The organism is Polymorphobacter megasporae (genome assembly GCF_018982885.2).
Taxonomy (GTDB): domain Bacteria; phylum Pseudomonadota; class Alphaproteobacteria; order Sphingomonadales; family Sphingomonadaceae; genus Polymorphobacter_B; species Polymorphobacter_B megasporae.
Genome location: NZ_CP081848.1, coordinates 3,615,172 through 3,639,317 on the forward strand (window position 1 = coordinate 3,615,172; position 24,146 = coordinate 3,639,317).

The 24,146-nt window shown below is 67.6% G+C and carries 23 protein-coding genes; 16 read left to right on the forward strand and 7 right to left on the reverse strand.

What is annotated here, in order from left to right:
• Nucleotides 1-54 precede the first annotated feature (54 nt).
• Together KTC28_RS16865 and KTC28_RS16870 are read left to right on the forward strand one after the other, a co-directional pair.
• The gene (locus tag KTC28_RS16865; protein WP_216709314.1) at nucleotides 55-1,284 is read left to right on the forward strand and encodes an SGNH/GDSL hydrolase family protein; all 1,230 of its coding nucleotides are present in this window, start codon (nucleotides 55-57) and stop codon (nucleotides 1,282-1,284) included.
• Nucleotides 1,285-1,459: 175 nt separating this feature from the next.
• Nucleotides 1,460-1,879: a c-type cytochrome gene (locus KTC28_RS16870; RefSeq protein ID WP_216709313.1), complete on the forward strand. Its 420-nt coding sequence runs from the start codon at nucleotides 1,460-1,462 to the stop codon at nucleotides 1,877-1,879.
• Between the two features lie 19 nt (nucleotides 1,880-1,898).
• Here the strand turns inward: KTC28_RS16870 and KTC28_RS16875 are convergent, their stop codons facing one another.
• From KTC28_RS16875 to KTC28_RS16905, 7 genes are read right to left on the reverse strand one after another with little or no spacing between them, the layout of a single operon-like run.
• A complete protein-coding gene (locus KTC28_RS16875) occupies nucleotides 1,899-2,144 on the reverse strand; it encodes a hypothetical protein (RefSeq protein ID WP_255602110.1) in 246 nt (81 codons plus the stop codon).
• Entirely contained in the window at nucleotides 2,141-2,629 is a 489-nt protein-coding gene (locus KTC28_RS16880) for a TspO/MBR family protein (RefSeq protein ID WP_226896052.1), read from the reverse strand. The genes KTC28_RS16875 and KTC28_RS16880 overlap by 4 nt, the downstream gene beginning before the upstream one ends.
• Nucleotides 2,630-2,650: 21 nt before the next feature.
• On the reverse strand, nucleotides 2,651-3,850 hold the full coding sequence (locus KTC28_RS16885; RefSeq protein WP_216709312.1) for a geranylgeranyl diphosphate reductase: 1,200 nt from the start codon (nucleotides 3,848-3,850) through the stop codon (nucleotides 2,651-2,653).
• Between the two features lie 3 nt (nucleotides 3,851-3,853).
• On the reverse strand, nucleotides 3,854-5,161 hold the full coding sequence (locus tag KTC28_RS16890; RefSeq protein WP_255602111.1) for a BCD family MFS transporter: 1,308 nt from the start codon (nucleotides 5,159-5,161) through the stop codon (nucleotides 3,854-3,856).
• The gene (chlG, locus tag KTC28_RS16895; RefSeq protein ID WP_216709311.1) at nucleotides 5,158-6,066 is read right to left on the reverse strand and encodes a chlorophyll synthase ChlG; all 909 of its coding nucleotides are present in this window, start codon (nucleotides 6,064-6,066) and stop codon (nucleotides 5,158-5,160) included. The genes KTC28_RS16890 and chlG overlap by 4 nt, the downstream gene beginning before the upstream one ends.
• Complete coding sequence (gene ppsR, locus KTC28_RS16900; RefSeq protein WP_216709310.1) at nucleotides 6,063-7,514, reverse strand: transcriptional regulator PpsR; 1,452 nt, start codon at nucleotides 7,512-7,514, stop codon at nucleotides 6,063-6,065. The genes chlG and ppsR overlap by 4 nt, the downstream gene beginning before the upstream one ends.
• Nucleotides 7,477-8,319, reverse strand: a complete 843-nt coding sequence (locus KTC28_RS16905; RefSeq protein WP_216709309.1) for a cobalamin B12-binding domain-containing protein — start codon at nucleotides 8,317-8,319, stop codon at nucleotides 7,477-7,479. The genes ppsR and KTC28_RS16905 overlap by 38 nt, the downstream gene beginning before the upstream one ends.
• A 263-nt stretch (nucleotides 8,320-8,582) precedes the next feature.
• On the opposite strand from KTC28_RS16905, the gene bchF reads away from it, so the two are divergent.
• From bchF to hemA, 14 genes are all read left to right on the forward strand, one after another.
• Nucleotides 8,583-9,065 (forward strand): 2-vinyl bacteriochlorophyllide hydratase, encoded by a 483-nt coding sequence (gene bchF / locus KTC28_RS16910; protein WP_255602112.1) that lies wholly within the window; start codon nucleotides 8,583-8,585, stop codon nucleotides 9,063-9,065.
• Nucleotides 9,062-10,330: a ferredoxin:protochlorophyllide reductase (ATP-dependent) subunit N gene (locus KTC28_RS16915; RefSeq protein ID WP_216709307.1), complete on the forward strand. Its 1,269-nt coding sequence runs from the start codon at nucleotides 9,062-9,064 to the stop codon at nucleotides 10,328-10,330. The genes bchF and KTC28_RS16915 overlap by 4 nt, the downstream gene beginning before the upstream one ends.
• Before the next feature lie 2 nt (nucleotides 10,331-10,332).
• Nucleotides 10,333-11,895, forward strand: a complete 1,563-nt coding sequence (bchB, locus tag KTC28_RS16920; protein ID WP_216709306.1) for a ferredoxin:protochlorophyllide reductase (ATP-dependent) subunit B — start codon at nucleotides 10,333-10,335, stop codon at nucleotides 11,893-11,895.
• Nucleotides 11,867-15,628 carry a magnesium chelatase subunit H gene (locus KTC28_RS16925; protein WP_439650105.1) on the forward strand — a complete coding sequence of 1,254 codons (3,762 nt, stop codon included), beginning with the start codon at nucleotides 11,867-11,869 and terminating at the stop codon, nucleotides 15,626-15,628. Before bchB ends, KTC28_RS16925 begins: the two co-directional genes overlap by 29 nt.
• A 61-nt stretch (nucleotides 15,629-15,689) precedes the next feature.
• Entirely contained in the window at nucleotides 15,690-16,559 is an 870-nt protein-coding gene (gene bchL / locus KTC28_RS16930) for a ferredoxin:protochlorophyllide reductase (ATP-dependent) iron-sulfur ATP-binding protein (RefSeq protein WP_216709371.1), read from the forward strand.
• 5 nt (nucleotides 16,560-16,564) lie between these two features.
• The gene (gene bchM / locus KTC28_RS16935) at nucleotides 16,565-17,284 is read left to right on the forward strand and encodes a magnesium protoporphyrin IX methyltransferase (protein WP_216709305.1); all 720 of its coding nucleotides are present in this window, start codon (nucleotides 16,565-16,567) and stop codon (nucleotides 17,282-17,284) included.
• Entirely contained in the window at nucleotides 17,281-18,762 is a 1,482-nt protein-coding gene (locus tag KTC28_RS16940) for a BCD family MFS transporter (RefSeq protein ID WP_304610424.1), read from the forward strand. The genes bchM and KTC28_RS16940 overlap by 4 nt, the downstream gene beginning before the upstream one ends.
• Before the next feature lie 12 nt (nucleotides 18,763-18,774).
• The gene (gene puhA / locus KTC28_RS16945; RefSeq protein WP_216709304.1) at nucleotides 18,775-19,560 is read left to right on the forward strand and encodes a photosynthetic reaction center subunit H; all 786 of its coding nucleotides are present in this window, start codon (nucleotides 18,775-18,777) and stop codon (nucleotides 19,558-19,560) included.
• Complete coding sequence (gene puhB / locus KTC28_RS16950; RefSeq protein WP_216709303.1) at nucleotides 19,557-20,213, forward strand: photosynthetic complex putative assembly protein PuhB; 657 nt, start codon at nucleotides 19,557-19,559, stop codon at nucleotides 20,211-20,213. Before puhA ends, puhB begins: the two co-directional genes overlap by 4 nt.
• Nucleotides 20,210-20,722, forward strand: a complete 513-nt coding sequence (gene puhC, locus KTC28_RS16955; protein WP_216709302.1) for a photosynthetic complex assembly protein PuhC — start codon at nucleotides 20,210-20,212, stop codon at nucleotides 20,720-20,722. The genes puhB and puhC overlap by 4 nt, the downstream gene beginning before the upstream one ends.
• Nucleotides 20,722-21,012 (forward strand): O2-dependent cyclase accessory protein, encoded by a 291-nt coding sequence (locus KTC28_RS16960; protein WP_216709301.1) that lies wholly within the window; start codon nucleotides 20,722-20,724, stop codon nucleotides 21,010-21,012. The genes puhC and KTC28_RS16960 overlap by 1 nt, the downstream gene beginning before the upstream one ends.
• A gap of 80 nt (nucleotides 21,013-21,092) precedes the next feature.
• Nucleotides 21,093-22,112, forward strand: a complete 1,020-nt coding sequence (acsF, locus tag KTC28_RS16965; protein ID WP_216709369.1) for a magnesium-protoporphyrin IX monomethyl ester (oxidative) cyclase — start codon at nucleotides 21,093-21,095, stop codon at nucleotides 22,110-22,112.
• Nucleotides 22,112-22,888: a putative photosynthetic complex assembly protein PuhE gene (gene puhE, locus KTC28_RS16970; protein WP_216709300.1), complete on the forward strand. Its 777-nt coding sequence runs from the start codon at nucleotides 22,112-22,114 to the stop codon at nucleotides 22,886-22,888. Before acsF ends, puhE begins: the two co-directional genes overlap by 1 nt.
• Before the next feature lie 20 nt (nucleotides 22,889-22,908).
• Nucleotides 22,909-24,129 carry a 5-aminolevulinate synthase gene (gene hemA, locus KTC28_RS16975; RefSeq protein ID WP_216709299.1) on the forward strand — a complete coding sequence of 407 codons (1,221 nt, stop codon included), beginning with the start codon at nucleotides 22,909-22,911 and terminating at the stop codon, nucleotides 24,127-24,129.
• Nucleotides 24,130-24,146: the final 17 nt, after the last annotated feature.

The following is a 24,146-nucleotide window of genomic DNA, read 5'->3' on the forward strand; positions in this document are numbered from 1 at the left end:
GCGACACGCCATTCATCGCTGGAATCAAAGGAAGCACGGGCGCATGTTTACCCGATGAAACTCACCTGGCTCCTCGCGAGCATCCTTCTGTCGACCCCCGCGCTGGCGGCGCCGGCGGACGTCGCACGGTCCGAGTGGAGCGCGTCCTGGGCGGCGTCTCAGCTCGCGGTTGAACCAGCGAACGCGCTGCCCAGCGACGACTCGATCGACATCACCTTACGACAGACAATCCGGCTATCTGTCGGCGGGCCGCGCCTGAGGGTTCGCCTGTCGAACGCCTTCGGTACGCAGCCGCTGATAATCGATACGGTCCGCGTCGCCCTCGCCGGCAAGGGGTCGGCGATCATCTCATCATCGCAAAAGCCGGCTCTGTTCGGCGGCAAATCGTCGGTCATGATACCGGCGGGAGCCGATTATTGGTCGGATCCGATCGACATGAGCACGCCTGCGCTAGCGCGGCTGGCGATCAGCCTGCACCTCGACGCAGCACCGACGGTGCAGACGGGACACCCGGGGTCGCGCGCCACCTCGTACATCGCGCATGGTACGCACTCAGACGACTCCGAGCTCGCCGACGCCAAGCCGGTCGAACACTGGTATCAGATCGCGGGCGTCGACGTTGCCGCGCCAGCAAAATCCTCCACGATCGTCGCGTTCGGCGATTCGATCACCGATGGCCACGGCGCAACGACCGACGGCGACGACCGCTGGCCGGATGTCCTTGCCGCCCGCTTGCAGGCGAGTGCCGCCGGCCGGCAAACCGGAGTCGTCAACGGCGGGATCGGCGGCAACCATCTTCTGACCGACGGCCTCGGCCCCAACGCACTCGCCCGCTTCGATCGCGATGTCCTGTCGCAGGCCGGGGTCCGGTTCGTCATCATGCTCGAAGGTATCAACGACATCGGCGGCGCGACGCGGGAGCATGCGATTTCTGCCGAGGCTCACTCCACGTTGGTCGCCCGCCTGATCGACGCCTACGCCCAGATGATCGAGCGCGCACGCGCGCACGGCATCCGAATGATCGGCGCGACCATCCTGCCGTTCGTTGGATCGGACTATTATCACCCCGGTCCGGAAACCGAGGCCGACCGCGCGGCCGTCAATCGGTGGATCCGAACGCCCGGCCATTTCGATGCCGTCATCGACTTCGACCGCGTTGCCCGCGACCCCGCGCACCCCGACCGGATGCTCGCGCAATACGATTCGGGCGATCACCTGCATCCGTCGGCGATCGGCTATCGGGCGATGGCGAACGCCGTCCCGCTCGAGTATTTTAGCCGCTGAACGCGCAAAGATAATATTGTTCGGGTTCACAGACTACCGTCATTCAGGAACACGCAAGCCGCCGGAGCGTAGACCGTTTACGGCGTCATGCCGCATGGTCGCTTCGCGCCGTTGATGCCCGAAACGATACGTGTATGTTGCCGCTGTGCTGGGGAAGTCGTTCGTGGGAGAGATAATGACCAAGATTTTGAAAGTCGCCGCAGTTGCCGCCGCGATGGTGGGAACTGCCGCTGTTGCCGCGCCGCCGCCGTTGCCGCCCGGCACCCCCGCCTATGCGTCGCTCAAGGGTGACGCGACTGCGGGCAAGGCCGTCTTCACTGTGTGCAAGACCTGCCACGTCATCACGCCGGGGCAGAACCGGATCGGGCCGTCGCTGTACGGCGTCGTCGGGCGGACCTCGGGCTCGGTTCCGGGCTACACCTATTCGGCCGCGAACAAGAACAGCCACATCGTCTGGACCGAGCCGGTGCTGTATCAATATCTGCTCGCGCCGCAGAAGTACGTCCCGGGCACCAAGATGACCTATCCGGGCCTCAAGGATGCGCAGAAGCGCGCCGACGTCATCGCTTACCTGAAGTCGAAGCCGACCTCGTAAGATCTTCGGCCGGCGCGGGTTACAACCCGCGCCGGCGCAGATCGGCAAGATGTGCGGGGAACGACGCAGCGAGCGCCAGCGCGACCCACTGCCATCCCGCCCCTGTCAGCGCCGCCCGCACTGCGAGCAGGATCAGCGCCCCGGGCAGGAACGCCAAGATGATCGTCGCGGCATGCCCTCGCCGCTTGATCAGAATGATTATTTCGACCAGCATCACGGCGAGCACGATGTCGACCGCGTGACCGGTCGCGAACAATGAACTCATGCGAATGGCGGGTTGAGCCGCACCACCGCGAGGTTAAGCAGGCTCGCGAAGCTGACCCAACCGAGATACGGCAGCAGCAGGAATTTAGCGGTCAACGATCGCTCGGCGGCGACGATGATCAGCAGCATGATCGACAACCAGAAGACCCCGACCTCGATAAATGCCCAGTCGGGGCGGTGGAGCCGGAAAAAGATCAGGCTCCACAGGACGTTGAGAAAGACGTTGAACGCAAACAAGCCGACGACCCGCGTTCGTTCACGGTCACCGATCGCCGCGCGCCATGCCGTGACCCCGGCGGCGACGGTGAAGACGTAGACCGTCGTCCAGCCGACCGGAAACGCCCAGTCGGGGGGCGCCCACTCCGGCTGGCGCAGGCTACGATACCACGGGCCGAGATCGGTAATCGTCGAGCCGACTGCCGCGACCGCAAACGCCGCGCCGATGCCGACAGCGATCGGCTTGAGCAGCGGTCGCGCCCGGCTCACGGTCTTAGGCCCCGTCCCGGGTCATGCCGCCGTCGTGCCGATCCCGAACAGGTGACCGAGATCCTTGAAGAAGATCCGTGCATGCGCCATCGGGTCGGCGCGGACGAGTTCCTTGTTCATATACGCCTGCCACGTCAGCCGCTGGACATCGGCATCGTCGCAAATCTTGACGAAGCGCTCCCGGCGCTTGTCGCTCGAATACCAGAAATACTGCATCATCCCGAGGATCCAGAAGACCCGGCCGTGCGCCTTCATGAACTTCTTGCGCGCGCCCGCAAGCGCCTTCGGGTTGCCGGTCTCGAGGAAGGCATCGACCGATTCGGCGGCATAGCGCCCGGCAGTCATCGCGTAATAAATCCCTTCGCCCGACGCCGGGGCGACGACCCCCGCGGCGTCACCGGCGACGACGATGTTGCGGCCGTTATCCCATTTCTTGAGCGGCTTGAGCGGGATCGGCGCGCCTTCCCGGCGGATCGTCTCGCAGGTGTCGAGCCCGGTGTCAGCGCGCAACGTCGCGACCGCGTCCTTGAGCGAAAAGCCCTTGTTGGCGCTGCCGACGCCGACGCTCGTCGTGTCGCCGTGCGGAAAAATCCACGCATAGAAATCGGGCGACAGCTTGCCCTGGTAATAGATGTCGCAACGCTCGCGGTCGAAGGCGCTATCGACCGGTGTCGCGATCATCTCGTGATACGCAAAGACGCACGGAATGCGCTCGGCCCCCTTGAGCGTGTCGCGGGCGACTCCCGAGCGCGCGCCATCGGCACCGATCACCGACCGCGTCCGTAGCCGCTGGAGCGCGTCGTGCTTCGCCGCGCCCTTGGGACGGAAGACGACGACGGTGGTGCCGTCGGGATCGGTCTCGATCGCCTCATAGGTGCCGGTCCGGCGGGTTGCCCCGGCGGCGGCGGCGCGCTCGCGCAGCCACTCGTCGAAGTCGCCGCGATCGACCATCCCGACGAAGCCGCCCTCGATCGGCATATCGACCGCGCGGTCCGACGGGGCGATCATCCGCGCCGCCTTGGCATGGCCGACGAGGACCGACTCAGGGACTGCGAAATCCTTCATCAGCCGCGGCGGAATCGCGCCGCCGCACGGCTTGATCCGCCCGGCGCGGTCGAGCAACACGACCGATCGACCGGCGCGGGCGAGATCGGCGGCAGCGGTGGCTCCCGAGGGCCCGCCGCCAACGACGACGACATCGACGATATCGGTGTCCAGCATGATCTATCCTTTGGCGAACGAGGGGTTGAGGCGCGGCGACCGCACCGAGACTTGCGTATCGATCCGCGCGGCAAGGACGGCGGCAATCAGGAAAACTGCGGCTTCGGCGGCGAAGACCGCGACGAAGGCATCGGGGGTCGAGCCGAACAGGCGTCGGCCGACGTCGATGCCTGCTGCGCCGACGAAACCGCCGACCGCAAAGGCGATCGCCTGCGCCGCGCCCCAGACACCCATCCGCACGCCCTCGCGTCCCGCTCCGCCGCCGCCCGCGAGGCCCATCATCGAGCCGATTGCGGCAACCGCGAAGACGCCGTTGGCGAGGCCGAGGACGAAAACGGTCGGGCGCAGCGGGAAGGCTGGCCCGGCGGTCGCGGCGAAGGCGAGGACGCCGAGCGCCGCCGCCGAGCCGATGCACCCGGCGATCGTCCAGCCGCGCATCCAGCCTGCGCGCCCTGAAAACGCGTTGCCCGCGACTCCGGCGGCGATCATGCCGACGAGCGCGCCGCCGTGCTGGAGCGCAGCGAGGCTTGTCGACTGTCCCGGAGTGAAGCCGAACAACAGCCCGGCGAACGGCTCGAGGATGAGTTCTTGCGCGCTGTACGCGAGCATCGACACCGCGACGAAGATGGTGAAGCGCCGTGCCTGCGGGTCAGCCCAGATCTCGGCGAGCGCGACGGCGAACGGGATCGCAGGACGCGTGCTAGTGGGCATCGCATCGCGCCGTTCGATGCCGACGATACCGACCAGCGAGACGATGAACGCGATGACGACGACGCCGGTGACGACGGCGAGAAGGCGGTCGGGCGAGAACGGGTCGAGCAGCTTGCCCGCGACCGCGGTCGTGACGATGAAGCCGACGATCATCATGATCCACGTGATCGCCGCCGCCGCCGGACGCCGCGCCGGCGCGACCCGGCTCGCCAGCAGCGCGAGCAGCGACGTCCCCGCCGCGCCTACTCCGACGCCGATCAAAGCGAAGGCGACAACCGCGAGGGCGACGCCGAAAGCGGGCGATCCGGCGAGCCGCGTCGTCGCCACCGTCGCGAGCAAGGCACCAACCGCCAGCACCGCCATGCCGCCGGCGATCCACGGCGTCCGCCGCGATCCACCGTCCGAGCCATGCCCCCAGCGCGCGCGCGAGAGCTGCACCGCATAATGCCATGCGACGAAGCCCGCAGGGACCGTCGCGGCGAGACCGTATTCGACGACCATGATCCGGTTGAGCGTCGAGGTCATCAGCACGACGATCGCGCCGATCGCGCTCTGGACGAGCCCGAGCCGGAAAATCGAGGGCCAGCCGAGTCCGGTCACAACCCTGCCCTGATCATCTCGCCGACCCCGAACGCCGAGCCGAGCATGCCGAAGACATAAAGCGAGGTGCCGGTGGCATTATACCACGGCGTCCGCGCGAGCGGGTCGCCGAGCAGCCGGACCATCAGACCGAGCTGCCCGAGAACAAGCGCGCCAACCCCGGCGGCGTGCCAGTAGAGCTGCCAGTGGAACAGCAACCCGACGACGACCATCTGCGGCACCGCCATGACGACGCAGGCGACCCGCGCGGCGCGATCGGTGCCGAGCACGACCGGCAGCGAGCGGATGCCCATGACGCGGTCACCCTCGACCGCCTTAAAATCGTTGAGCGTCATGATCCCGTGCGCGCCGAGGCTGTACAGGCCGAGCAGCCACAGGATGCGCGTGTCGGGCAATCCGCCCGCCATCACGCTGGCGCCGGTGAACCACGTCAGCCCCTCGTAGCTTAATGCGCAGACCGCAGGGCCCCAGATGCCGCTGGTCTTGAGGCGGAACGGCGGCGCGCTATACGCCCAGCCCGAGGCGAGCCCGACGAGCGTGGCGACGAACACCCACGGCCCCGTCAACGCCGCGACGATCGCCGAGACCAGCGTTCCGCCGATCGCCAGCCACAGCGCCCAGCGGCCGGGAATGCGCCCCGACGGGATCGGTCGGTTCGGCTCGTTGATCGCGTCGACGTGGCGGTCGAACCAGTCGTTGACCGCCTGGCTCGTGCCGCAAACCAATGGCCCGGTCAGGAGCAGCCCGGCGATCAGGAACGGCCAGCGGCTGCCGAGCGCGACGCCCGACGAGACGACACCGCACATGAACGCCCACATCGGCGGGAACCACGTCACCGGCTTGGCGAGCTCAAGGATCGCCGCCGGGGCTGGTGCCGTCCGCGTCAGGGCCGCCGTCGGGCTCACGGCTCCTCACCGCTGAGATTGCCGAGGCCGTGGCGATGGAGCTTCGAATACAGGCTTTGACGGCTCAGCCCGAGAACTTCGGCCGCCGAGGCGCGGTTGTCCCCGGTGTAGGCAAGCGCCGCCTCGATACACAGCCGCTCGATCAGGTCGGTCGACTCGCGGACGATCTCCTTCAACGATACCCGCCCGACGAGTTCGGTGAGTTGCTCGACCGAGCGCGGCAGGTCGCGACCGACCGCCGGATCGTCGCGCAGCCGCCGTCCGACGGTGCGGATGGTGAAGCCGAAGCACGGCTGCTCGCCGTCACGCACCGCGACCGCCGAGACCTCGACCTCGTCGACGGTATCGAACTGGCTGCGGAACACCGTCGCAAAGTTGCGCACCGAACCGTGCTCGCGGAGATGCGCAATGAGCAGGTCGACGTCGATCCCCGGGCGCCCGAGGAAACGCGCGAGCGACTGGCCGCGCGCATGTTCGCGCCGGGCAAGCTGGGCGAGATCGAGAAACGCACCATTCTCGGCGAGGATGTTAAGCGACTCGTCGGTGACGACGAACGCGTCGGGCAGCCGCTCGAGGACGTCGATCAGCATCTGCCGCCCGTCGGGGACAACTTCGCTGGTCCCCGCGGCGAGCGCGAGACGGACGAGGACGTAGGTCGCCTTGTCCTGGCGATAGAGCGTGGCGGACATCAGGCATTCGCGCCCGCCGGCGAGCCGGACGTCGACCGGGTCGACTGTTGCCGCATTCATCGCCGCAGCGATCAGCGCACCCGCCCGGTCGCGACTCGCGAGGTCGAACACCCCAGCGAAGGCGGCACTGGCTCCCGTCGCGGCGTCGTTGCCGATCAGGCGCTTTGCCGCCGGATTGACCTCGACGAAGCGGCTCGTCGTCGCATCGACGATCAGCACCGCCTCGCTCGATAGATCGAACAACAGGCGGTAGCGCGACTCGGCGGCGCGGAGCCGCATATAGTCGCGCTCCATCGACTGCTGCGCCTGGAGCAGCCGCTGCTGCATCGCCGCGGTCGAGCGCAGGTCGCGGCCGATCGCGATGATCTTGCCATCCTCGCCCGCGCCAACCGTCATGAAGCGCAGCGTCACCACGGCGTCGCCGCTGACCGAAAGTTGGTTGACGATGCGCCAGCGCCCGACCCCTTGCGGCGGGGTTTCGCGAAGCATGTCGGCGACCTTGAACTGGCTGTCGGCTCCGACAGTGTCGACCCAGCGCCGACCGACAAGCGGAACGAGATCGGCCCGAGCAAGGCCCGGGTCGCCGATCGCATAGTCGCGGATGACCCCCGCCGCGTCGATCACCAGCGCGATATCGGCGGAGACCGTCGTCAGCCGGGCGGCGAGATCGGGATCGAAGCTGCCGAGAGTCGCTTCGGGAGTCGCGAAATCGATTCGCGGTTCAGGCGGGGGCGCCGCCGCGATGAGCGAGACGGTCAACGAGCCGCTCCGCTGCGAGCAGGGCCAAAGCCCCGTCGGCCGCCGTCGCATCCGCCCCGGCGCGTTCCGCCAGCTCGGGATTGTCGCTGAAGATCTTGCCCCCGACCATGATCCCGACCGCGGGATTCTGCGAGGCGCGCCGCAGGTCGCGGAACATCGCGGGCAGTTGCATCAAATTGTCGACATTGCTCACCGTCAGCCCGATCAGTTCGAACCACTGGCGTCCGGCAATCGCGCAAAGCTCGGGCAGGCCAGCGTCCGGCGCGCTCCACGTCCGCCATCCCGCGCGGCGAAAAAAGTCCTCGATCATCACCAGCCCAAAGCTGTGCTGGTCGCCCGGCGGCACGGTGAACAGCACCCGCCGGTCGGCACGCGTCCGCACGCTCGGACACGGTGCCCGGCTGCCAAGCTCGTGCACCACCTGCTGGAGACGCCATAACCCCATCGTCACATCGACGAAGTCGCAAACGTCGTTGTCCCAAAAATCGCCCAGCACTCGCGCCGTCGGGGCCAGCAGATCGAGGTAGATCGACTCGATCGCCACGCCGTTGTTCAGATAGCCGTCGATGTGCGCCAACAGGCTGAACACTTCGAGCCGCAGCGTCATGTGCGCCAGCTCGGTCGGCTCGACCATCGTGAACCGTGCTTGCGGCTGGATCGGCTCGGCCTGATCGCCGCGGTGCGCCATCAGCAGCCGCGGTATAATCTCGCCCTCGATCAGCCGCGCCATTCGCAACGGCGACGCCTCTGGCGATCGGCGCGGGTCGGGCCCGCGATGCTGTTCGTACTGATGCATCGAGGCCATCACAACGATTCCCTGTCGCCGCCATTGGACAGCGGTCTGAACGACCGCTTTCTCCCAATATTGTCGACGCTATAAAAAGCTTGGGCATTTTGCAACGCTTCATGAGTGCTATCCCCACACCGTAGTGTCAAAGTTTTTGGACGTAAAGCTGTGTTGACAGTCATCCCGTTCGCGACGTAACTTTCGGCATCGCAGTGACGGGTTAGGCGACAAGAATGCAGTCGGGTGACGGCAAGCTGAACGGACGCCGAGGCGGAGGTACTATGCTGTACACTCCCGCTGAACGCGAGCGCCGCGACGCGTCGGTCTGGACCCTCGTCCAGGGCATTCTCGCCCCTATCCAGTTTCTGATTTTCGCGGTTAGCCTCGCTCTCGTGGTCCGCTATCTCGCGACCGGCGAGGGGCTGGCGCTGGCGACCGGATCAGTCATCGCCAAGACCATCGCGCTCTACACGATCATGGTCACCGGCGCGATCTGGGAGAAGGTCGTGTTCGGGCGCTACCTGTTCGCTCCGGCATTCTACTGGGAAGACGTTTTCAGCATGCTCGTGATCGCGCTGCACACCGCGTATGTCGCGGCGCTGCTGCTCGACATCGGCACCGACCGCGCGCGGCTCATTCTCGCACTCGCGGCGTATGCGACGTACGTCATCAACGCCGGACAGTTCATCCTCAAACTGCGCGCGACACGGCTCGGAGCAGCGGCGCCGGCGGTTGGTACTACCGCCGAAATGGCCGCCGCATGAGTGTCGAAATCCTCGACCGTACAAATCCGCCGGTCCTCCGCGAGCGCGGCCAGCGTGAGGTTTTTTGCGGCCTGACAGGCATCATCTGGCTTCATCGCAAGATCCAGGACGCCTTTTTCCTCGTCGTCGGCAGCCGGACCTGCGCCCACCTGCTGCAATCCGCCGCAGGAGTCATGGTCTTCGCCGAACCCCGTTTCGCCACCGCGATCATCGAGGAACGCGATCTTGCGGGCCTCGCCGACGCCAACGAGGAACTCGACCGAGTCGTCGACCGCCTCCTCGCCCGCCGCCCCGAGATCAAGCTGCTGTTCCTCGTCGGATCGTGCCCGTCGGAGGTCATCAAACTCGACCTGTCGCGCGCCGCAAGCCGCCTCGAAGCGAAGCACGCCCCCGACGTCCGCATCCTCAATTACTCGGGCAGTGGCATCGAGACGACCTTCACCCAGGGCGAGGACGCCTGCCTCGCCGCGCTCGTCCCGTCGATGCCCGACACCGCCCCGGGAGCGGCGCGGTCGCTGATGATCGTCGGCGCGCTGCCCGATGTCGTCGAGGACCAGTTCCGCCGCCTGCTAAGCGAACTCGGCATTCCCCACGTCTTCACCCTGCCCCCGCGCCGTGCCGCCGACCTCGCCCCGGTCGGGCCGAACACGGTATTCCTTCTCGCTCAGCCGTTCCTCGGCGACACCGCCCGCGCCCTCGAAGACCGCGGCGCGTCGCACCTGCCCGCGCTGTTTCCGTTCGGCGCCGAGGGCACGACGGCGTGGCTGCGCGCGGCGGCGGTCGCGTTCGGCATCGACGAGATGCACTTCAACCGCGTCGTCGCACCGGGACGCGAGCGTGCCAAGCGCGCGATCGAGCGTCACCGCGCGCAGCTCGGCGGACGCCGCATCTTCTTCTTCCCCGACTCGCAGCTCGAAGTGCCGCTGGCGCGCTTCCTGTCGAACGAGCTCGGCATGATCCCGGTCGAGGTCGGCACGCCGTACCTCCACCGCGCGCATCTGGTTCACGAACTCGCCGCTTTGCCCGCTGGCACCCAGCTCAGCGAAGGGCAGGACGTCGACCGCCAGCTCGATCGCTGCCGCGCCGCCGCTCCCGACATCGCGGTCTGCGGCCTCGGCCTCGCCAACCCGCTCGAAAAGATGGGCATCACGACCAAATGGTCGATCGAGCTGGTCTTCTCGCCGGTCCACGGCTTCGACCAAGCGGGCGACCTCGCCGAACTCTTCGCGCGGCCATTGAACCGCCGCGACCGGCTGGCGGTGTAGTCATGCAGCTCACCGTCTGGACCTATGAAGGACCGCCTCACGTCGGGGCGATGCGCGTCGCCACCGGCATGACGGAGGTGCATTACGTCCTTCACGCGCCGCAGGGCGACACTTATGCCGACCTGCTGTTCACGATGATCGAGCGCCGCGATGCCCGCCCGCCGGTGACCTACACGACGTTCCAGGCGCGCGATCTCGGCAAGGACACCGCCGAGCTGCTTCAGTCGGCGATCCGCGACGCATACGAGCGCTTCGAGCCGCAGGCGCTGCTCGTCGGCGCGTCGTGCACCGCCGAGCTGATCCAGGACGATCCGGCGGGGCTGGCAAAGGCGCTCAACCTGCCGATCCCGGTGATCAACCTTGAACTGCCGTCGTACCAGCGCAAGGAGAATTGGGGCGCGGCGGAGACGTTCTACGCGCTCGTGCGGACACTCGCCGACACGTCGATCGAACGCTCGCCGATGGCCGGGCGTCGCCCCCTCGCCAACCTGCTCGGGCCGACCGCGCTCGGCTTCCGCCACCGCGACGACATCGCCGAGATCACCAAGCTGCTCGGCGGCATGGGGATCGACGTCAACGTCACCGCACCGATGGGGTCGTCGCCCGCCGACCTCAAGCGCCTCGGGGCGGCTGATTTCAACATCCTGCTCTACCCCGAGACCGGCGACACCGCCGCGCGCTGGCTCGAAAAGACCTTCAAGCAGCCGACTGTCCGCACCGTCCCGATCGGCTATGGCGCGACGATCGACTTCGTCCGCGAAGTCGCCAGCGTCGCCGGCATCGACCCCGAGGCGTTCATCGCCGCCAACCCGTCGCGGCTGCCGTGGTACTCGCGGTCGGTCGACTCGACCTACCTCACCGCCAAGCGCGTCTTCATCTTCGGCGACGCGACCCATGCGATCGCCGCCGCGCGCGTTGCGTCGGAGGAGATGGGTTTCGACGTCGTCGGGCTCGGTTGCTACAACCGCGAGTTCGCCCGCGACATCCGCGTCGCCGCGAAGAAATACAACATCGAGCCGCTGATCACCGACGACTATCTCGAGGTCGAGGAAGCGATCGCCGCCCTCCACCCCGAACTCGTCCTCGGCACGCAGATGGAGCGCCACATCGCCAAGCGCCTGCGCATCCCGTGCGCGGTGATCTCGGCCCCGGTCCACGTCCAGGATTTCCCCGCGCGCTACTCGCCGGTGATGGGGTTCGAGGGCGCGAACGTGCTGTTCGACACGTGGGTCCACCCGCTGGTGATGGGACTCGAGGAGCATCTGCTGGTGATGTTCCGCGACGATTTCGAGTTCAACGACGCCGCCGGGGCGTCGCACCTCGGCGGCCACGGTGCCGCTGCGCCGGTCGCGACGCCCGAGTTGGTTGCCGATCCCGCGACCCCGGTGACGGCCGCAGCAAACGACATCGAATGGACTGCCGACGCGCAGAAGGAACTCGCCAAGATCCCGTTTTTCGTCCGCGGCAAGGCGCGCCGCAATACCGAGCGCTTCGCCAGCGAGCGCGGGCTCGCCGCCATCAACATCGAGACGCTGTATGATGCCAAGTCGCACTTCGCTCGCTGACACAGCGATCGACGCGTCGGGGGCAACCCCGGTTCGCGTCGTCATCGTGACGCTCGACAATCACCTGTCGGGAGCCGCCGGCCGCGCCGAAACCGCGCTGCGCCGCGAACACCCCGGCCTCAGCCTCCAGTTCCACGCCGCCGCCGATTGGGAAAGCTCACCCGCGAGCCTCGCGCAGTGTCAGGAGGACATCGGCCGCGGCGACATCGTCATCGCGTCGATGCTGTTCCTCGACGACCATATCAAGGCGGTCATGCCCGCGCTCGAAGCGCGGCGCGACGCGTGCGACGCGATGGTCGGGGTGATGAGCGACGCCGCCGTCGTCAAGCTGACCCGCCTCGGCGCGTACCGGATGGACAAGCCCGCCAAGGGCCCGCTGGCGCTGCTCAAGAAGCTGCGCGGCTCGTCGAAGCCCGGCACGTCGAGTTCGGGGTCGGGGCAGATGGCGATGCTCAAGCGGCTGCCGAAGATCCTCCGCTTCATCCCCGGCACCGCGCAGGACGTCCGCGCCTATTTCCTGACGCTGCAATATTGGCTGGCGGGATCGGACGAGAATTTCACCAATCTCGTCAAGAACCTGGTCGACCGCTACGCCGACGGCCCGCGCCGCGCGCTTCGCGGCACGATGACCGCCGCCGCCCCCGCTGATTATCCCGAACTCGGCGTCTACCACCCGCGCATGGTGGCCCGCATGTCGGAGCGCGTCGCCGACCTGCCGCTCCCCGCCGTGCCTGTCACCGGCACCGTCGGGCTGCTCGTCCTGCGGTCGTACGTCCTCGGCAGCGACACCGGCCATTACGACGGCGTGATCGCAGCGTTCGAAGCACGCGGCCTGCGCGTGATCCCGGCCTTCTCGAGCGGCCTCGACGCGCGCCCGGCGATCGATGCGTTCTTCATGGCCGACGGCAAGCCGGTTATCGACGCGATGGTCTCGCTCAGCGGCTTCAGCCTCGTCGGCGGCCCCGCGTACAACGACTCCGCCGCCGCCGCCGAAGCGCTGGCGAAGCTCGACATTCCCTATCTCGCGGCGCACCCGCTCGAGTTCCAGACGCTCCAGGCGTGGGGCGCGGGCAGCCAGGGTTTGCTCCCGCTCGAAGCGACGATGATGGTCGCGATCCCCGAATTGGACGGTGCAACGGTGCCGACGGTGTTCGGGGGCCGTTCCGACGGTGTGGGCAGCGTGTGCACGGGCTGCGCGCGTGGCTGTTCGTTCCCCGCGTCGGAGGGCACCCGGGTCATGCAGCCGTGCCCCGAGCGCGCCGAGGCCCTCGCCGCCCGCACCCACAAGCTCATCGACCTCCGCGTCGCCGAGCGCGCCAACCGCAAGGTCGCGCTGGTCATCTTCAACTTCCCGCCGAACGCCGGCGCGGTCGGGACCGCCGCGTATCTGTCGGTGTTCGACAGCGTCTACAACACGTTGGAGCGGATGAAGGCCGAGGGCTACGCGGTCGACCTGCCCGCCAGCGTCGATGCATTGCGCGATACCATCCTCCGCGGCAACGCCGAGCGTTTCGGTGCCGACGCCAACGTCGCCGCGCGGATCGCCACCGACGACCATGTCCGCCGTGAACCGTATCTCGCCGAGATCGAGGCGCAATGGGGCCCCGCGCCGGGCCGCAGCCTCGCCGACGGCCACGGCATCAACGTCCTCGGCGGTATTTTCGGCAACGTCTTCATCGGCATTCAGCCGCCGTTCGGTTACGAGGGCGACCCGATGCGGCTGCTGTTCGACGGCACCTTCAGCCCGACCCACGCCTTCAGCGCCTTCTACCGCTGGATCCGCGAAGACTTCGGCGCCCACGCCGCGCTCCACTTCGGCACCCACGGCGCGCTCGAATTCATGCCGGGCAAGCAAGCCGGGTTATCGGCGAAATGCTGGCCCGACCGGCTGATCGGCGACCTGCCCAACTTCTACCTCTACGCCTCGAACAACCCGAGCGAGGGCACGATCGCCAAGCGCCGGTCGAACGCGACACTGATCAGCTACATGACCCCGCCGATCGCGCAGTCGGGACTTTACAAGGGCTTGCTCGACCTCAATGCCTCGATCGAGCGCTTCCGTGCGACGACTCCCGACGCGGTCAACGAGCGCGCGATGCTCGCGTTGCTGATCCAGGAGCAGGCCGCCGGACTCGACCTCGTCTCCGCCGAACCGACGTGGGAGGGCGACGCGAGCGAAGCGGTCCTGACGCTCGCCGGACGGATCTACGAGCTCGAACAGACCCTGATCCCGCACGGCCTCCACATCGTCGGGCGCGGCTGCACCGCCGCCGAGCGGGTCGACCTCCTCCTTGCGATCGCCGACGCCAAGGGCCGCATCGTCTACCGCGACCAGGTCGAAAGCCTCGTCGCCGGGCACGTCCCCGACGATGCCGTCGGCGACACCTTGTTCGCCGACCTCGCCGCGACCGACGCGCTCCTTGCGGTCGACACCGAACTCGACGCGATCGTCCGTGCGCTCGACGGCAAGTACATCATGCCCGCCCCCGGCGGCGACGTGCTGCGGACCCCGGCTGTCCTGCCGACCGGGCGCAATATCCACGGTTTCGACCCGTTCCGCATCCCGAGCGCCTTCGCCTGCCGCGACGGCGCGCAACAGGCGCAGCGCCTGATCGACCGCCACATGGCCGATGGCGCCGCAGCCCCGGAATCGATCGCGATGGTCCTGTGGGGCACCGACAACCTCAAGACCGAGGGGCAGCAGATCGCGCAGGTCATGGCGCTGATGGGCGCGCGCCCGCGCTTCGACGGCTACGGCCGCCTGTGCGGGGCCGAGTTGACCCCCCTCGCCGACCTCGGCCGCCCGCGGATCGACGTCGTCGTCACGCTGTCGGGCATCTTCCGCGACCTGCTGCCGATGCAGACGCGGATGATCGCCGAAGCCGCCTATCTCGCGACGATGGCCGACGAGCCCGAGGACATGAACTTCATTCGCAAGCACAGCCTCGCGCATCAGGCGAAGCTCGGCTGCGACCTCGACACCGCCGCGCTCCGCGTCTTCTCGAACGCCGAGGGTGCATATGGCGCGAACGTCAACCTGATGATCGACGCCGGGGTGTGGAACGACGAAAACGAACTGGCTGATGCCTACGAGACCCGCAAGGGCTTCGCCTACGGCCGCAGCGGTGCGCCGGTGCGGCAGGCGAAGATGCTCAGCAGCAACCTGTCGACGGTAGACCTGACGTACCAGAACCTCGACTCGGTCGAACTCGGCGTGACCTCGGTCGATCAGTATGTCGACAGCCTCGGCGGGATCAGCCGCTCGATCGCGCGCGCCAAGGGGTCGGCGGCCCCGGTCTATATCGGCGACCAGACGCAGGGCGAGGGCAAGGTCCGCACGCTCGGCGAGCAGGTTGCGCTCGAAACCCGCACCCGGATGCTCAACCCGTTGTGGACCGAGGGCATGCTCAAGTCGGGGTTCGAAGGCGTTCGCCAGATCGAGGTCCACGTCACCAACACGATGGGCTGGTCAGCGACCACCGGTGCAGTCGCGCCGTGGGTCTACCAGCGGATCAGCGAGACCTACGTCCTCGACGACACGATGCGCGAGCGGCTCGCCACGCTCAATCCGAAGGCGGCGATGCGCGTCGCCAACCGGTTGCTCGAAGCCCACGATCGCAACTTCTGGTCGCCCGATGCGGCCACCCTCGCCGCGCTGCGTGCGGCGAGCGACGACCTCGAAGACCGGCTCGAAGGCATCACCGCCGCCCCAGCACACGCGATGGCGGCTTAGGAATTAGATTATGGCAGTCATCGAACTCGAACGCCCGGTTTCCTCGTCGCTGCTCAAGGCGATGCGCGGGGCAGACGGCGACGGCAGCGTCCAGGTTCACCTCGATGCCACCGACACGATCGGCGCGGCGAAGGTCTTTGCCGTCTACGGCAAGGGCGGGATCGGCAAGTCGACGACGAGCTCGAACCTGTCGGCGGCGCTGTCGCTCATGGGCAAGCGCGTCCTTCAGATCGGCTGCGACCCCAAGCACGACAGTACCTTCACCCTGACCAAGAAGCTGATGCCGACGGTCATCGACATCCTCGAAACCGTCGACTTCCACTCGGAGGAGCTTCGCCCCGAGGATTATTGCTTCGAGGGCTTCAACGGCGTGATGTGCATCGAGGCGGGCGGCCCGCCGGCGGGAACCGGCTGCGGCGGCTATGTCGTCGGCCAGACGGTCAAGCTGCTCAAGCAGCACCATCTGCTCGAAGACACCGACGTCGTCATCTTCGACGTTCTCGGCGATGTCGTCTGCGGCGGGTTCGCTGCGCCGCTCCAGCACGCCGAGCGCGCCGTCGTCGTCGCAGCGAACGACTTCGACAGCATTTTCGCGATGAACCGCATCGTCGCGGCGATCAAGGCGAAGTCGAAGAACTACGAGGTCCGCATGGCCGGCGTGATCGCCAACCGCAGCGCCGCGACCGACGAGATCGACCGCTTCAACGCCGCCACCGGGCTCAAGCGGCTCGCGCATTTCCCCGACCTCGATGCGATCCGCCGCTCGCGGCTCAAGAAGTGCACGGTGTTCGAGATGGATTCGACGCCTGAGCTCGAGGCGGTGAAGCTCGAATATATGCGCCTCGCAGCGACGCTCTACGCCGGGACCGAGCCGCTCGACGCGATGCCGATGAAAGACCGCGACATCTTCGAGTTCCTCGGATTCGAGTGAGCAGCATGGCCAGCCTCGCCCCCACCCCCGCTCCAAGCGCGAACTGGGACCGTTACCGCGGCCGCCTGGAAACGTATTTCGACCGCACCGCGTTCGATGCGTGGAAGACGCTGACGACCGACGCCCCGGTCAGCCGCATCCGCGCCACCGTCCGCGCCGGACGCGACGCGATGCGGACGATGCTGCTCGACTGGCTCCCGGGCGACATGACCGGGCTGACGCTGCTCGACGCGGGTTGCGGCACAGGCGCGCTCGCGGTCGAGGCGGCGCTTCGCGGCGCGCGCGTCACCGCAATCGACATTTCGGCGCAGCTCGTCGGCATCGCCCGCGACCGCGCACCCGCCGACCTCGGCGAAGGCAGCATCGACTGGCGCGTCGGCGACATGCTCGACCCCGCGCTCGGCAGCTTCGACCATGTCGTCGCGATGGACTCACTGATCCATTATCCAGTCGCCGACATCGTCGCGACGGTGGCCGCGCTCGCCGCGCGGACGCACCGCTCGGTCGAATTCACCTTCGCCCCGCGCACCCCGGCGCTGACGGTCATGCACAATGTCGGCAAGCTGCTGCCCCGCTCGGACCGCGCGCCGGCGATCATCCCCGCCGGAGCCGACGACCTCAGCCGCCGCTTCGATGCCGCGCTGCCGGGCTGGGGCCAGCCGCGGTGCGAGCGCATTTCGGGCGGCTTCTACAAGAGCCAGGCGCTCGAGCTGGTCCGCCCGTGACCGCGCATTCGTCCTTCCCCGGCGTCCCGCCGATGCCGCTGCTCGGCGAGGGTGCGGCGCCGAAGGGCAAGTTCTGGCAGCGGATGGGGACGCAGTTCCTGCCGTTCGCCGACGCCGCGACCGAAGAACTCCCGCTCGCTCGCCTGTTCCGCCTGTCGCTGTTCCAGATCACCGTCGGGATGGCGGCGGTGATGCTCGTCGGCACGTTAAACCGTGTGATGATCGTCGAGCTCCACGTCCCGTCGTGGCTCGTTGCGATGATGGTGTCGCTGCCGCTGGTGTTCGCGCCGCTGCGCGCGTTGATCGGCCACAAGTCGGACAACCACCGCTCGATCCTCGGCTGGAAGCGCGTGCCGTACATCTGGTTCGGGACGCTGCTCCAGTTCGGCGGCTTCGCGATCATGCCGTTCGCACTGCTGATCATGTCGGGCGACACCCACGGTTCGCCGGTGGTCGGCGAGATCGGCGCGGCGCTCGCCTTCCTCATGACCGGTGCGGGGATGCACACCGTCCAGACCGCCGGCCTCGCCCTCGCCACCGACCTCGCTCCCGCACATTCGCGGCCGCGGGTCGTCGCGCTGATGTACGTCATGCTACTGATCGGCATGCTGATCTCGGGCCTCGTGATCGGCGCGCTGCTCCACCATTTCGACGCGCTCAAGCTCGTCAAGGTCGTCCAAGGCGCGGGCGCGCTGACGATGGTCGTCAATCTGATCGCGCTGTGGAAGCAGGAGGCACGCAACCCCGCCGCGACCCGCGTCGACACCGTCGGCGAGGCGCAGGCGTTCTCCGGGGCATGGGCCGACTTCATCGCCCAGCCGCGCACCGTCCGCCTGCTGGTGGCGGTCGGGCTCGGCGCGGCGGCGTTCAACATGCAGGACGTCTTGCTCGAACCCTATGGCGGCGAAGTCCTCCACATGACCGTCGGCGAGACGACCGCGCTGACCGCGCTGTGGGCGTTCGGCACCTTGATCGGGCTGGGCATCGCCGCGCGGCTGCTCGGCCGCCAGTATGATCCGAGCCGCCTCGCGGGCTACGGGGTCGTGCCGGGGTTGATCGCGTTCGCTGCGGTCGCTTTGTCGGGGCCGCTCGGGTCGCCGTGGCTGCTCGCAATCGGCGTCGCGGGCATCGGCCTCGGCGGCGGGCTGTTCTCGGTGGGGACGCTGACCGCAGCGATGGCGCTGTCGACGAACGGTCAATCGGGGCTGGCGATCGGTGCGTGGGGCGCGGTGCAGGCATCGTGCGCCGGAGTCGCGATCGCGCTTGCCGGCATCTTCCGCGACGTCGTCACCGGCATGGCGATGCGCGGCGATCTCGGCACCGCGCTGACCGGCCCGGCGAGCGCCTACGGACTTTTGTACGGTATCGAGATTATTCTGTTGTTTGCAACGCTTGCGGCGATCGGACCGCTGGCGTTGCCGAACTATTCGCCGCAAAATGCAAACCGGAAGTTCGGCATGTCCGAACTTCCAGCCTGAGGGGAGACGCCCGTGAACTATTATCTCGTCGGTAACACCGACCTTGCCGAACTGGCGCTCTGGGCCTTCTTCCTGTTTTTCATCGGGCTGATCATCTACCTGCGGCGCGAAGACCGGCGCGAGGGCTATCCGCTCGAAAGCGACGTCACCGGCCGCCTCGAAAACCCCGGCTGGCTGTTCCGCCCCGATGACAAGACCTTCATCCTGTCGAACGGCCGCGGCGTCGTACACGCCCCTGGCAAGCGCGTCTTCGAGGCCCCCAACCCCAAGACCCGCCGGATGTCGCCGTATGAAGGTGCGCCGATCGAGCCGACCGGCAACCCGCTGATCGACGGCGTCGGCCCGGCGGCGTGGGCCGAGCGCGCACATGCCCCCGACATCATGCTCGACGGCAGCCCCAAGATCGTGCCGCTCGACAAAAGCCACGGCTTCTGGATCGCCCGTCAGGACCGCAACCCGATCGGGATGCCCGTGTTCGGCTGCGACAACGTCATGGCGGGTGTCGTCAGCAACGTCTGGGTCGACCAGATGGAGCGGGTCATCCGCTACATCGAGGTCCGGCTGATGGGTGACGCCGGCGGCGCCGGACGGACCGTCACCGCGCCGATGGCGATGTGCCAGGTCAGTTCGCGGCGCGGCACGGTCAAGGTCGATGCGATCCGCGCCGACCAGTTCGCCGCCGCGCCCGCGCTCGCCAGCGATAGCCAGATCACCTTCAACGAAGAGGAGCGCGTGATCGGCTACTTCGGCGGCGGATACCTCTATTCCAAGCGTTCGCGCATCGAGCCGTTCCTGTGAGCGAGTACGCCAACGAGCCGATCCGCGGCCTGCCGGGGCTGCTGCCGCCGGGCGAGCATATCGTCTGGCAGGGCAGCCCGGCGTGGCGGTCGCTCGCGCGCAAGGCGATGCACACGTACCTCGTCGGCGGCTATTTCGCGGTGTTGATCGCGTGGAGCCTGCTCAACGTCGCGACCGGACACAAGACCTTCGCGAGCGCGCTGCCCGGTCTCGAGATCACGCTCGGCGTCGGTGCGGCGGCGTTCAGCCTGCTGACGCTGCTCGGCTGGATGGCTGCGCGCGCGACGGTCTACACGATCACCAACAAGCGCGTCGTCCTGCGCTTCGGCATCGCGCTGCCGAAATGCGTCAACCTGCCCTTCACCCAGATCGCCGCCGCCGGGCTCGAGATCCACAATGACGGCACCGGCGACCTGCCGCTCGCGGTCAAGGAGACCCGCCTCGGCTACATCCACCTCTGGCCGCACGTCCGCCCGTGGCGGGTGGGCAAGCCCGAGCCGATGCTGCGCTCGCTCCCCGAGCCGCGTGCCGTCGCCCGCATCCTCGGCGAGGCGCTCGCCGCCGCCGTCCCCGGCCGCCGCGGCAGCTTCGCCGAGCCGACTGCCGCGCAGGTCTTCGCTCCCGCTGCGTCGAAGGGATCGCTGGCGGCATGAGCGAGATCGACTCCCAGCCATTTCCCAAGGCGCCGCTGATCGGCGCCGGGCTTCTCGTCGGCGTGACGATCCTGTTCGCTGCCGGCCCCCGGCTGGGCTATCTGCCGCCGATCCAGACCGCGACGACCGAGCGCGCGGCGCATCACGTCACCGTCGTCGAGACCCGCGACCTGCGCTTCACCGACCGCACCGACGGCGCGCTGGTGATCGACGATACGACGCGCGGCACCGTCGCCGCGGTCCTGCCGCACGGCACCAACAACGGCTTCATCCGCGGCGTCCTCCGCGGCATGGCGCGCGACCGGCTGCTCCGCGGCATCGGCAAGACCCCGCCGTTCCGCCTGACCCTGTTCAGCGACGGCGCGTTGACCCTGTTCGACCCGTCGACCGGGCGTAACGTCGAGCTCGGCTCGTTCGGCCCGACCAACAAGCAGTCGTTCGCCGACCTGCTGCTGACCCACCGCCCGGTCGCGAGCAAGGAAGCCGTGCTCGGGAAGGTCGACCTGTGATGGGCGTCTTCAGCACCGCCGAGACGATCGCCTGCACCGTCGAGGTCGAGCACAGCAATGAAAGCCTCCACGCGCATGTCGCGCTCGACGGCAACCCGGCGATCGGCCCGGGCGACCGCGTCCTCGTCCATGGCGCGGCGATCCGCGTCGCATTCGGCGAGAAGATCGTCGTCCGGCGTGACGCCACGCTCACTCGCGCCGGGGCATTGCTCCGCGCCTGGACGCGCTTCGCCGGGCATTTCGGCATGAGCGAACTCTACGAAGTCAGCTTTACCGGGAGGGGCCTGTGAACGCCCACACGAAGATCGACGGTGCCGCCAATAGCCAGGCGCCGCAGGCCAAGGGTAGCCGCGTCACCGACACGTTCGGCATGGCGACCGAGGACACCGTCCTCAGCCCACGCTTCTACACGACCGATTTCGCGGCGATGGACCGGATCGACGTCGAGCCGGTGCGCGCCGAATGGGACTCGCTGATCGCCGAGATGCGGACCGACACCAACAAGCGCCACTTCCGCCGCACCCCCGAATTCGACGGCGTCCTCGACAATCTCGAGCCCGAACTCCGCAAGGAATTCATCGACTTCCTCGTCTCGTCGATGACGTCGGAATTCTCGGGCTGCATCCTCTATGCCGAGATCGCCAAGCGCGTGACCAACCCCGACATCCGCAACCTGTTCAAGCTGATGAGCCGCGACGAGGCGCGCCACGCCGGTTTCCTCAACGACACGCTCAAGGACGCCGGCATCGGCGTCGACCTCGGCTTCCTCACCAAGACCAAGAAATACACGTATTTCCGGCCGAAATTCATCTTCTACGCGGTCTATCTGTCGGAGAAGATCGGCTATGCCCGCTATATCACGATCTTCCGCCACCTCGCGCAGCATCCCGAGCATCGCTTCCACCCGATCTTCAAGTTCTTCGACCGGTGGTGCAACGACGAGTTCCGCCACGGCGACGCTTTCGCGCTGCTGATGCGCGCCGACCCGAAGCTGCTGACCGGGTTCAACCGCTTCTGGGTCCGCTTCTTCCTCGTATCGGTTTACGCGACGATGTTTGTCCGGGATCATGGCCGGACGGCATTCCACACGGCACTCGGGGTCGATATCGACGATTACGACTATAAGGTTTTCCGCGTGACGTCCGAGATCAGCCGCCAGGTTTTCCCGATCACGCTCGACGCCGACGCCCCCGCGTTTCGCGCCGGGCTCGACGCGATGCTCCGTGCGTCGGACGGCCTTGGCCGCGCCAAGGCGCAGGGCGGAATCGGTGGTGCCGTCAAGCGGGCTGGCTGGATGCTCGCCGCTGGGGCCGCCTTCGTCCGGCTGATGACCTCGCGCAGCGTCGAGAACCCGCTTCCCGCCACCATCCGCCTGCAGCCGGCCTACTGATGGCCGCACGCGACGGCCTTCCCGTGCTTTACGCGCTGCTGATCTGGTTCGTCAGCACCGGGGTCATCATCTGGCTTGACGGGCTGCCGAAGCGTACCTTCCGCTGGAGCTTTGCCGCCGCGAGCGTCGTCGCCGTCGCCGCGCTGTTCGGCGTCGCCCGCAGCGCCGCCGACCCGAGCGCGATGGGCGCGTACCTCGGCTTCACCTGCGCCCTCGCCGTCTGGGGCTGGCACGAGATGAGCTTCCTGATGGGCATCATCACCGGCCCGCGCAAAGCCCCCTGCCCGCCGCATGCGACCGGCTGGACGCGCTTCAAGCTCGCCGCCGCGACGCTGATCTACCACGAGATCGCGCTCGCCCTGACCGCCGCCGTGCTCGTTGCGCTGAGCTGGGGCAAGCCCAACCAGACCGCCGCCGCGACTTTCGCGATCCTGTTCGTCATGCGGCTGTCGACCAAGCTCAACATCTTCATCGGCGTGCCGAACCTGACGGTCGACTTCCTGCCCGACCACCTCGGCTATCTGAAGAGCTATTTCCGCACCAAGCGCTTCAACTGGCTGTTCCCGGTGTCGATCGTCGCGTCGACGATCGTTGCGGTCGGGTTGGCGGAAGCGGCGTTCGGCGCGGTCTCTGCCGGGGCCGAAGCCGTCGGCCTGACGTTGTTGTTCGCGCTCGTCGCGTTGGCGATTCTCGAACACTGGTTTCTGGTACTGCCGCTGCCCGATGCGGCACTTTGGCGTTGGGCGATGACATCTAAGGCTGGACAAGCCAAGTAAGAACAAGAATGGGGATTGCGATGAACTACGACGCACTATTCCAGGATCAGCTCGACGCCCTCCGCGGCGAAGGCGCCTACCGGGTGTTTGCCGATCTCGAGCGACGCAACGGCCAGTTCCCGCGCGCGACTCGCCACCTCGATGGCGAGCAGTCGGAGGTCACCGTCTGGTGCTCGAACGACTATCTCGGCATGGGCCAGTCGCCGATCGTCCTCGACGCGATGCACGCCGCGCTCGACCAGTGCGGCGCCGGTGCTGGCGGCACGCGCAACATCAGCGGCACCAACCATCATCACGTTCTCCTCGAGAACGAGCTTGCCGACCTCCACGGCAAGGATGCGGCGCTGCTGTTCACCAGCGGCTACGTATCGAATTGGGCCGCGCTCGGGACGATCGCCGCGCGCCTGCCCGGCTGCGTCGTACTGTCCGACGCCGGCAACCATGCCTCGATGATCGAGGGCATCCGCCACAGCCGTGCCGAACGCCAGGTCTTCACCCACAACAGCCCCGAGGATCTCGACCGCCGCCTGTCGCGGCTCGACCCGTCGCTGCCCAAGCTCGTTGCGTTCGAGAGCGTCTATTCGATGGACGGCGACATCGCCCCGATCAAGGAACTCTGCGACGTCGCCGACATGCACGGCGCGATGACGTACCTCGACGAGGTCCACGGCGTCGGCCTGTACGGCCCGCGCGGCGGCGGGATCGCTGATCGCGAAGGTCTGATGGACCGGCTGACGGTGATCGAGGGCACGCTCGGCAAGGCGTTCGGCGTCATGGGCGGCTACATCGCCGGGTCGAAGCCGATGGTCGATTTCGTCCGCAGCTTCGCCAGTGGCTTCATCTTCACCACCGCGCTGCCCCCGGCGATCGCCGCCGGCGCCGCCGCGAGCGTCCGCCACCTCAAGGCGTCGTCCGCCGAGCGGACTGCCCACCAGGAGCGCGTCGCCAAGGTCCGCCGCCGCCTGAACGCGATCGGCATCCCGGTGATGGACAACCCCAGCCACATCATCCCGGTGATGGTCGGCGACCCGCGCCACTGCAAGATGATCAGCGACTGGCTGCTCGACAACCACGGCATCTACGTCCAGCCGATCAACTACCCGACCGTTCCAAAGGGCACCGAGCGGCTTCGCATCACGCCGTCGCCGGTCCACAGCGACGACGACATCGACAAGCTCGTCCGCGCGCTGTCGGAAATTTGGAGCCAGTGCGCGCTGGCCCGGGTCGCCGCCGCCGCGTGAGGTAGAGGCGGATTGCC

Excerpts from the sequence above, each read along its gene's own strand:
- KTC28_RS16870 (WP_216709313.1), top strand. The coding sequence starts at position 1,460 with ATGACCAAGATTTTGAAAGTCGCCGCAGTTGCCGCCGCGATGGTGGGA.
- KTC28_RS16865 (WP_216709314.1), top strand. The coding sequence starts at position 55 with ATGAAACTCACCTGGCTCCTCGCGAGCATCCTTCTGTCGACCCCCGCG.
- bchF (WP_255602112.1), top strand. The coding sequence starts at position 8,583 with ATGCTGTACACTCCCGCTGAACGCGAGCGCCGCGACGCGTCGGTCTGG.
- bchB (WP_216709306.1), top strand. The coding sequence starts at position 10,333 with ATGCAGCTCACCGTCTGGACCTATGAAGGACCGCCTCACGTCGGGGCG.
- hemA (WP_216709299.1), top strand. The coding sequence starts at position 22,909 with ATGAACTACGACGCACTATTCCAGGATCAGCTCGACGCCCTCCGCGGC.
- KTC28_RS16925 (WP_439650105.1), top strand. The coding sequence starts at position 11,867 with ATGATGCCAAGTCGCACTTCGCTCGCTGACACAGCGATCGACGCGTCG.
- KTC28_RS16875 (WP_255602110.1), bottom strand. The coding sequence starts at position 2,144 with ATGAGTTCATTGTTCGCGACCGGTCACGCGGTCGACATCGTGCTCGCC.
- puhC (WP_216709302.1), top strand. The coding sequence starts at position 20,210 with ATGAGCGAGATCGACTCCCAGCCATTTCCCAAGGCGCCGCTGATCGGC.
- acsF (WP_216709369.1), top strand. The coding sequence starts at position 21,093 with ATGGCGACCGAGGACACCGTCCTCAGCCCACGCTTCTACACGACCGAT.
- KTC28_RS16960 (WP_216709301.1), top strand. The coding sequence starts at position 20,722 with ATGGGCGTCTTCAGCACCGCCGAGACGATCGCCTGCACCGTCGAGGTC.
- KTC28_RS16905 (WP_216709309.1), bottom strand. The coding sequence starts at position 8,319 with ATGGCCTCGATGCATCAGTACGAACAGCATCGCGGGCCCGACCCGCGC.
- bchL (WP_216709371.1), top strand. The coding sequence starts at position 15,690 with ATGCGCGGGGCAGACGGCGACGGCAGCGTCCAGGTTCACCTCGATGCC.
- KTC28_RS16885 (WP_216709312.1), bottom strand. The coding sequence starts at position 3,850 with ATGCTGGACACCGATATCGTCGATGTCGTCGTCGTTGGCGGCGGGCCC.
- KTC28_RS16915 (WP_216709307.1), top strand. The coding sequence starts at position 9,062 with ATGAGTGTCGAAATCCTCGACCGTACAAATCCGCCGGTCCTCCGCGAG.
- puhE (WP_216709300.1), top strand. The coding sequence starts at position 22,112 with ATGGCCGCACGCGACGGCCTTCCCGTGCTTTACGCGCTGCTGATCTGG.
- bchM (WP_216709305.1), top strand. The coding sequence starts at position 16,565 with ATGGCCAGCCTCGCCCCCACCCCCGCTCCAAGCGCGAACTGGGACCGT.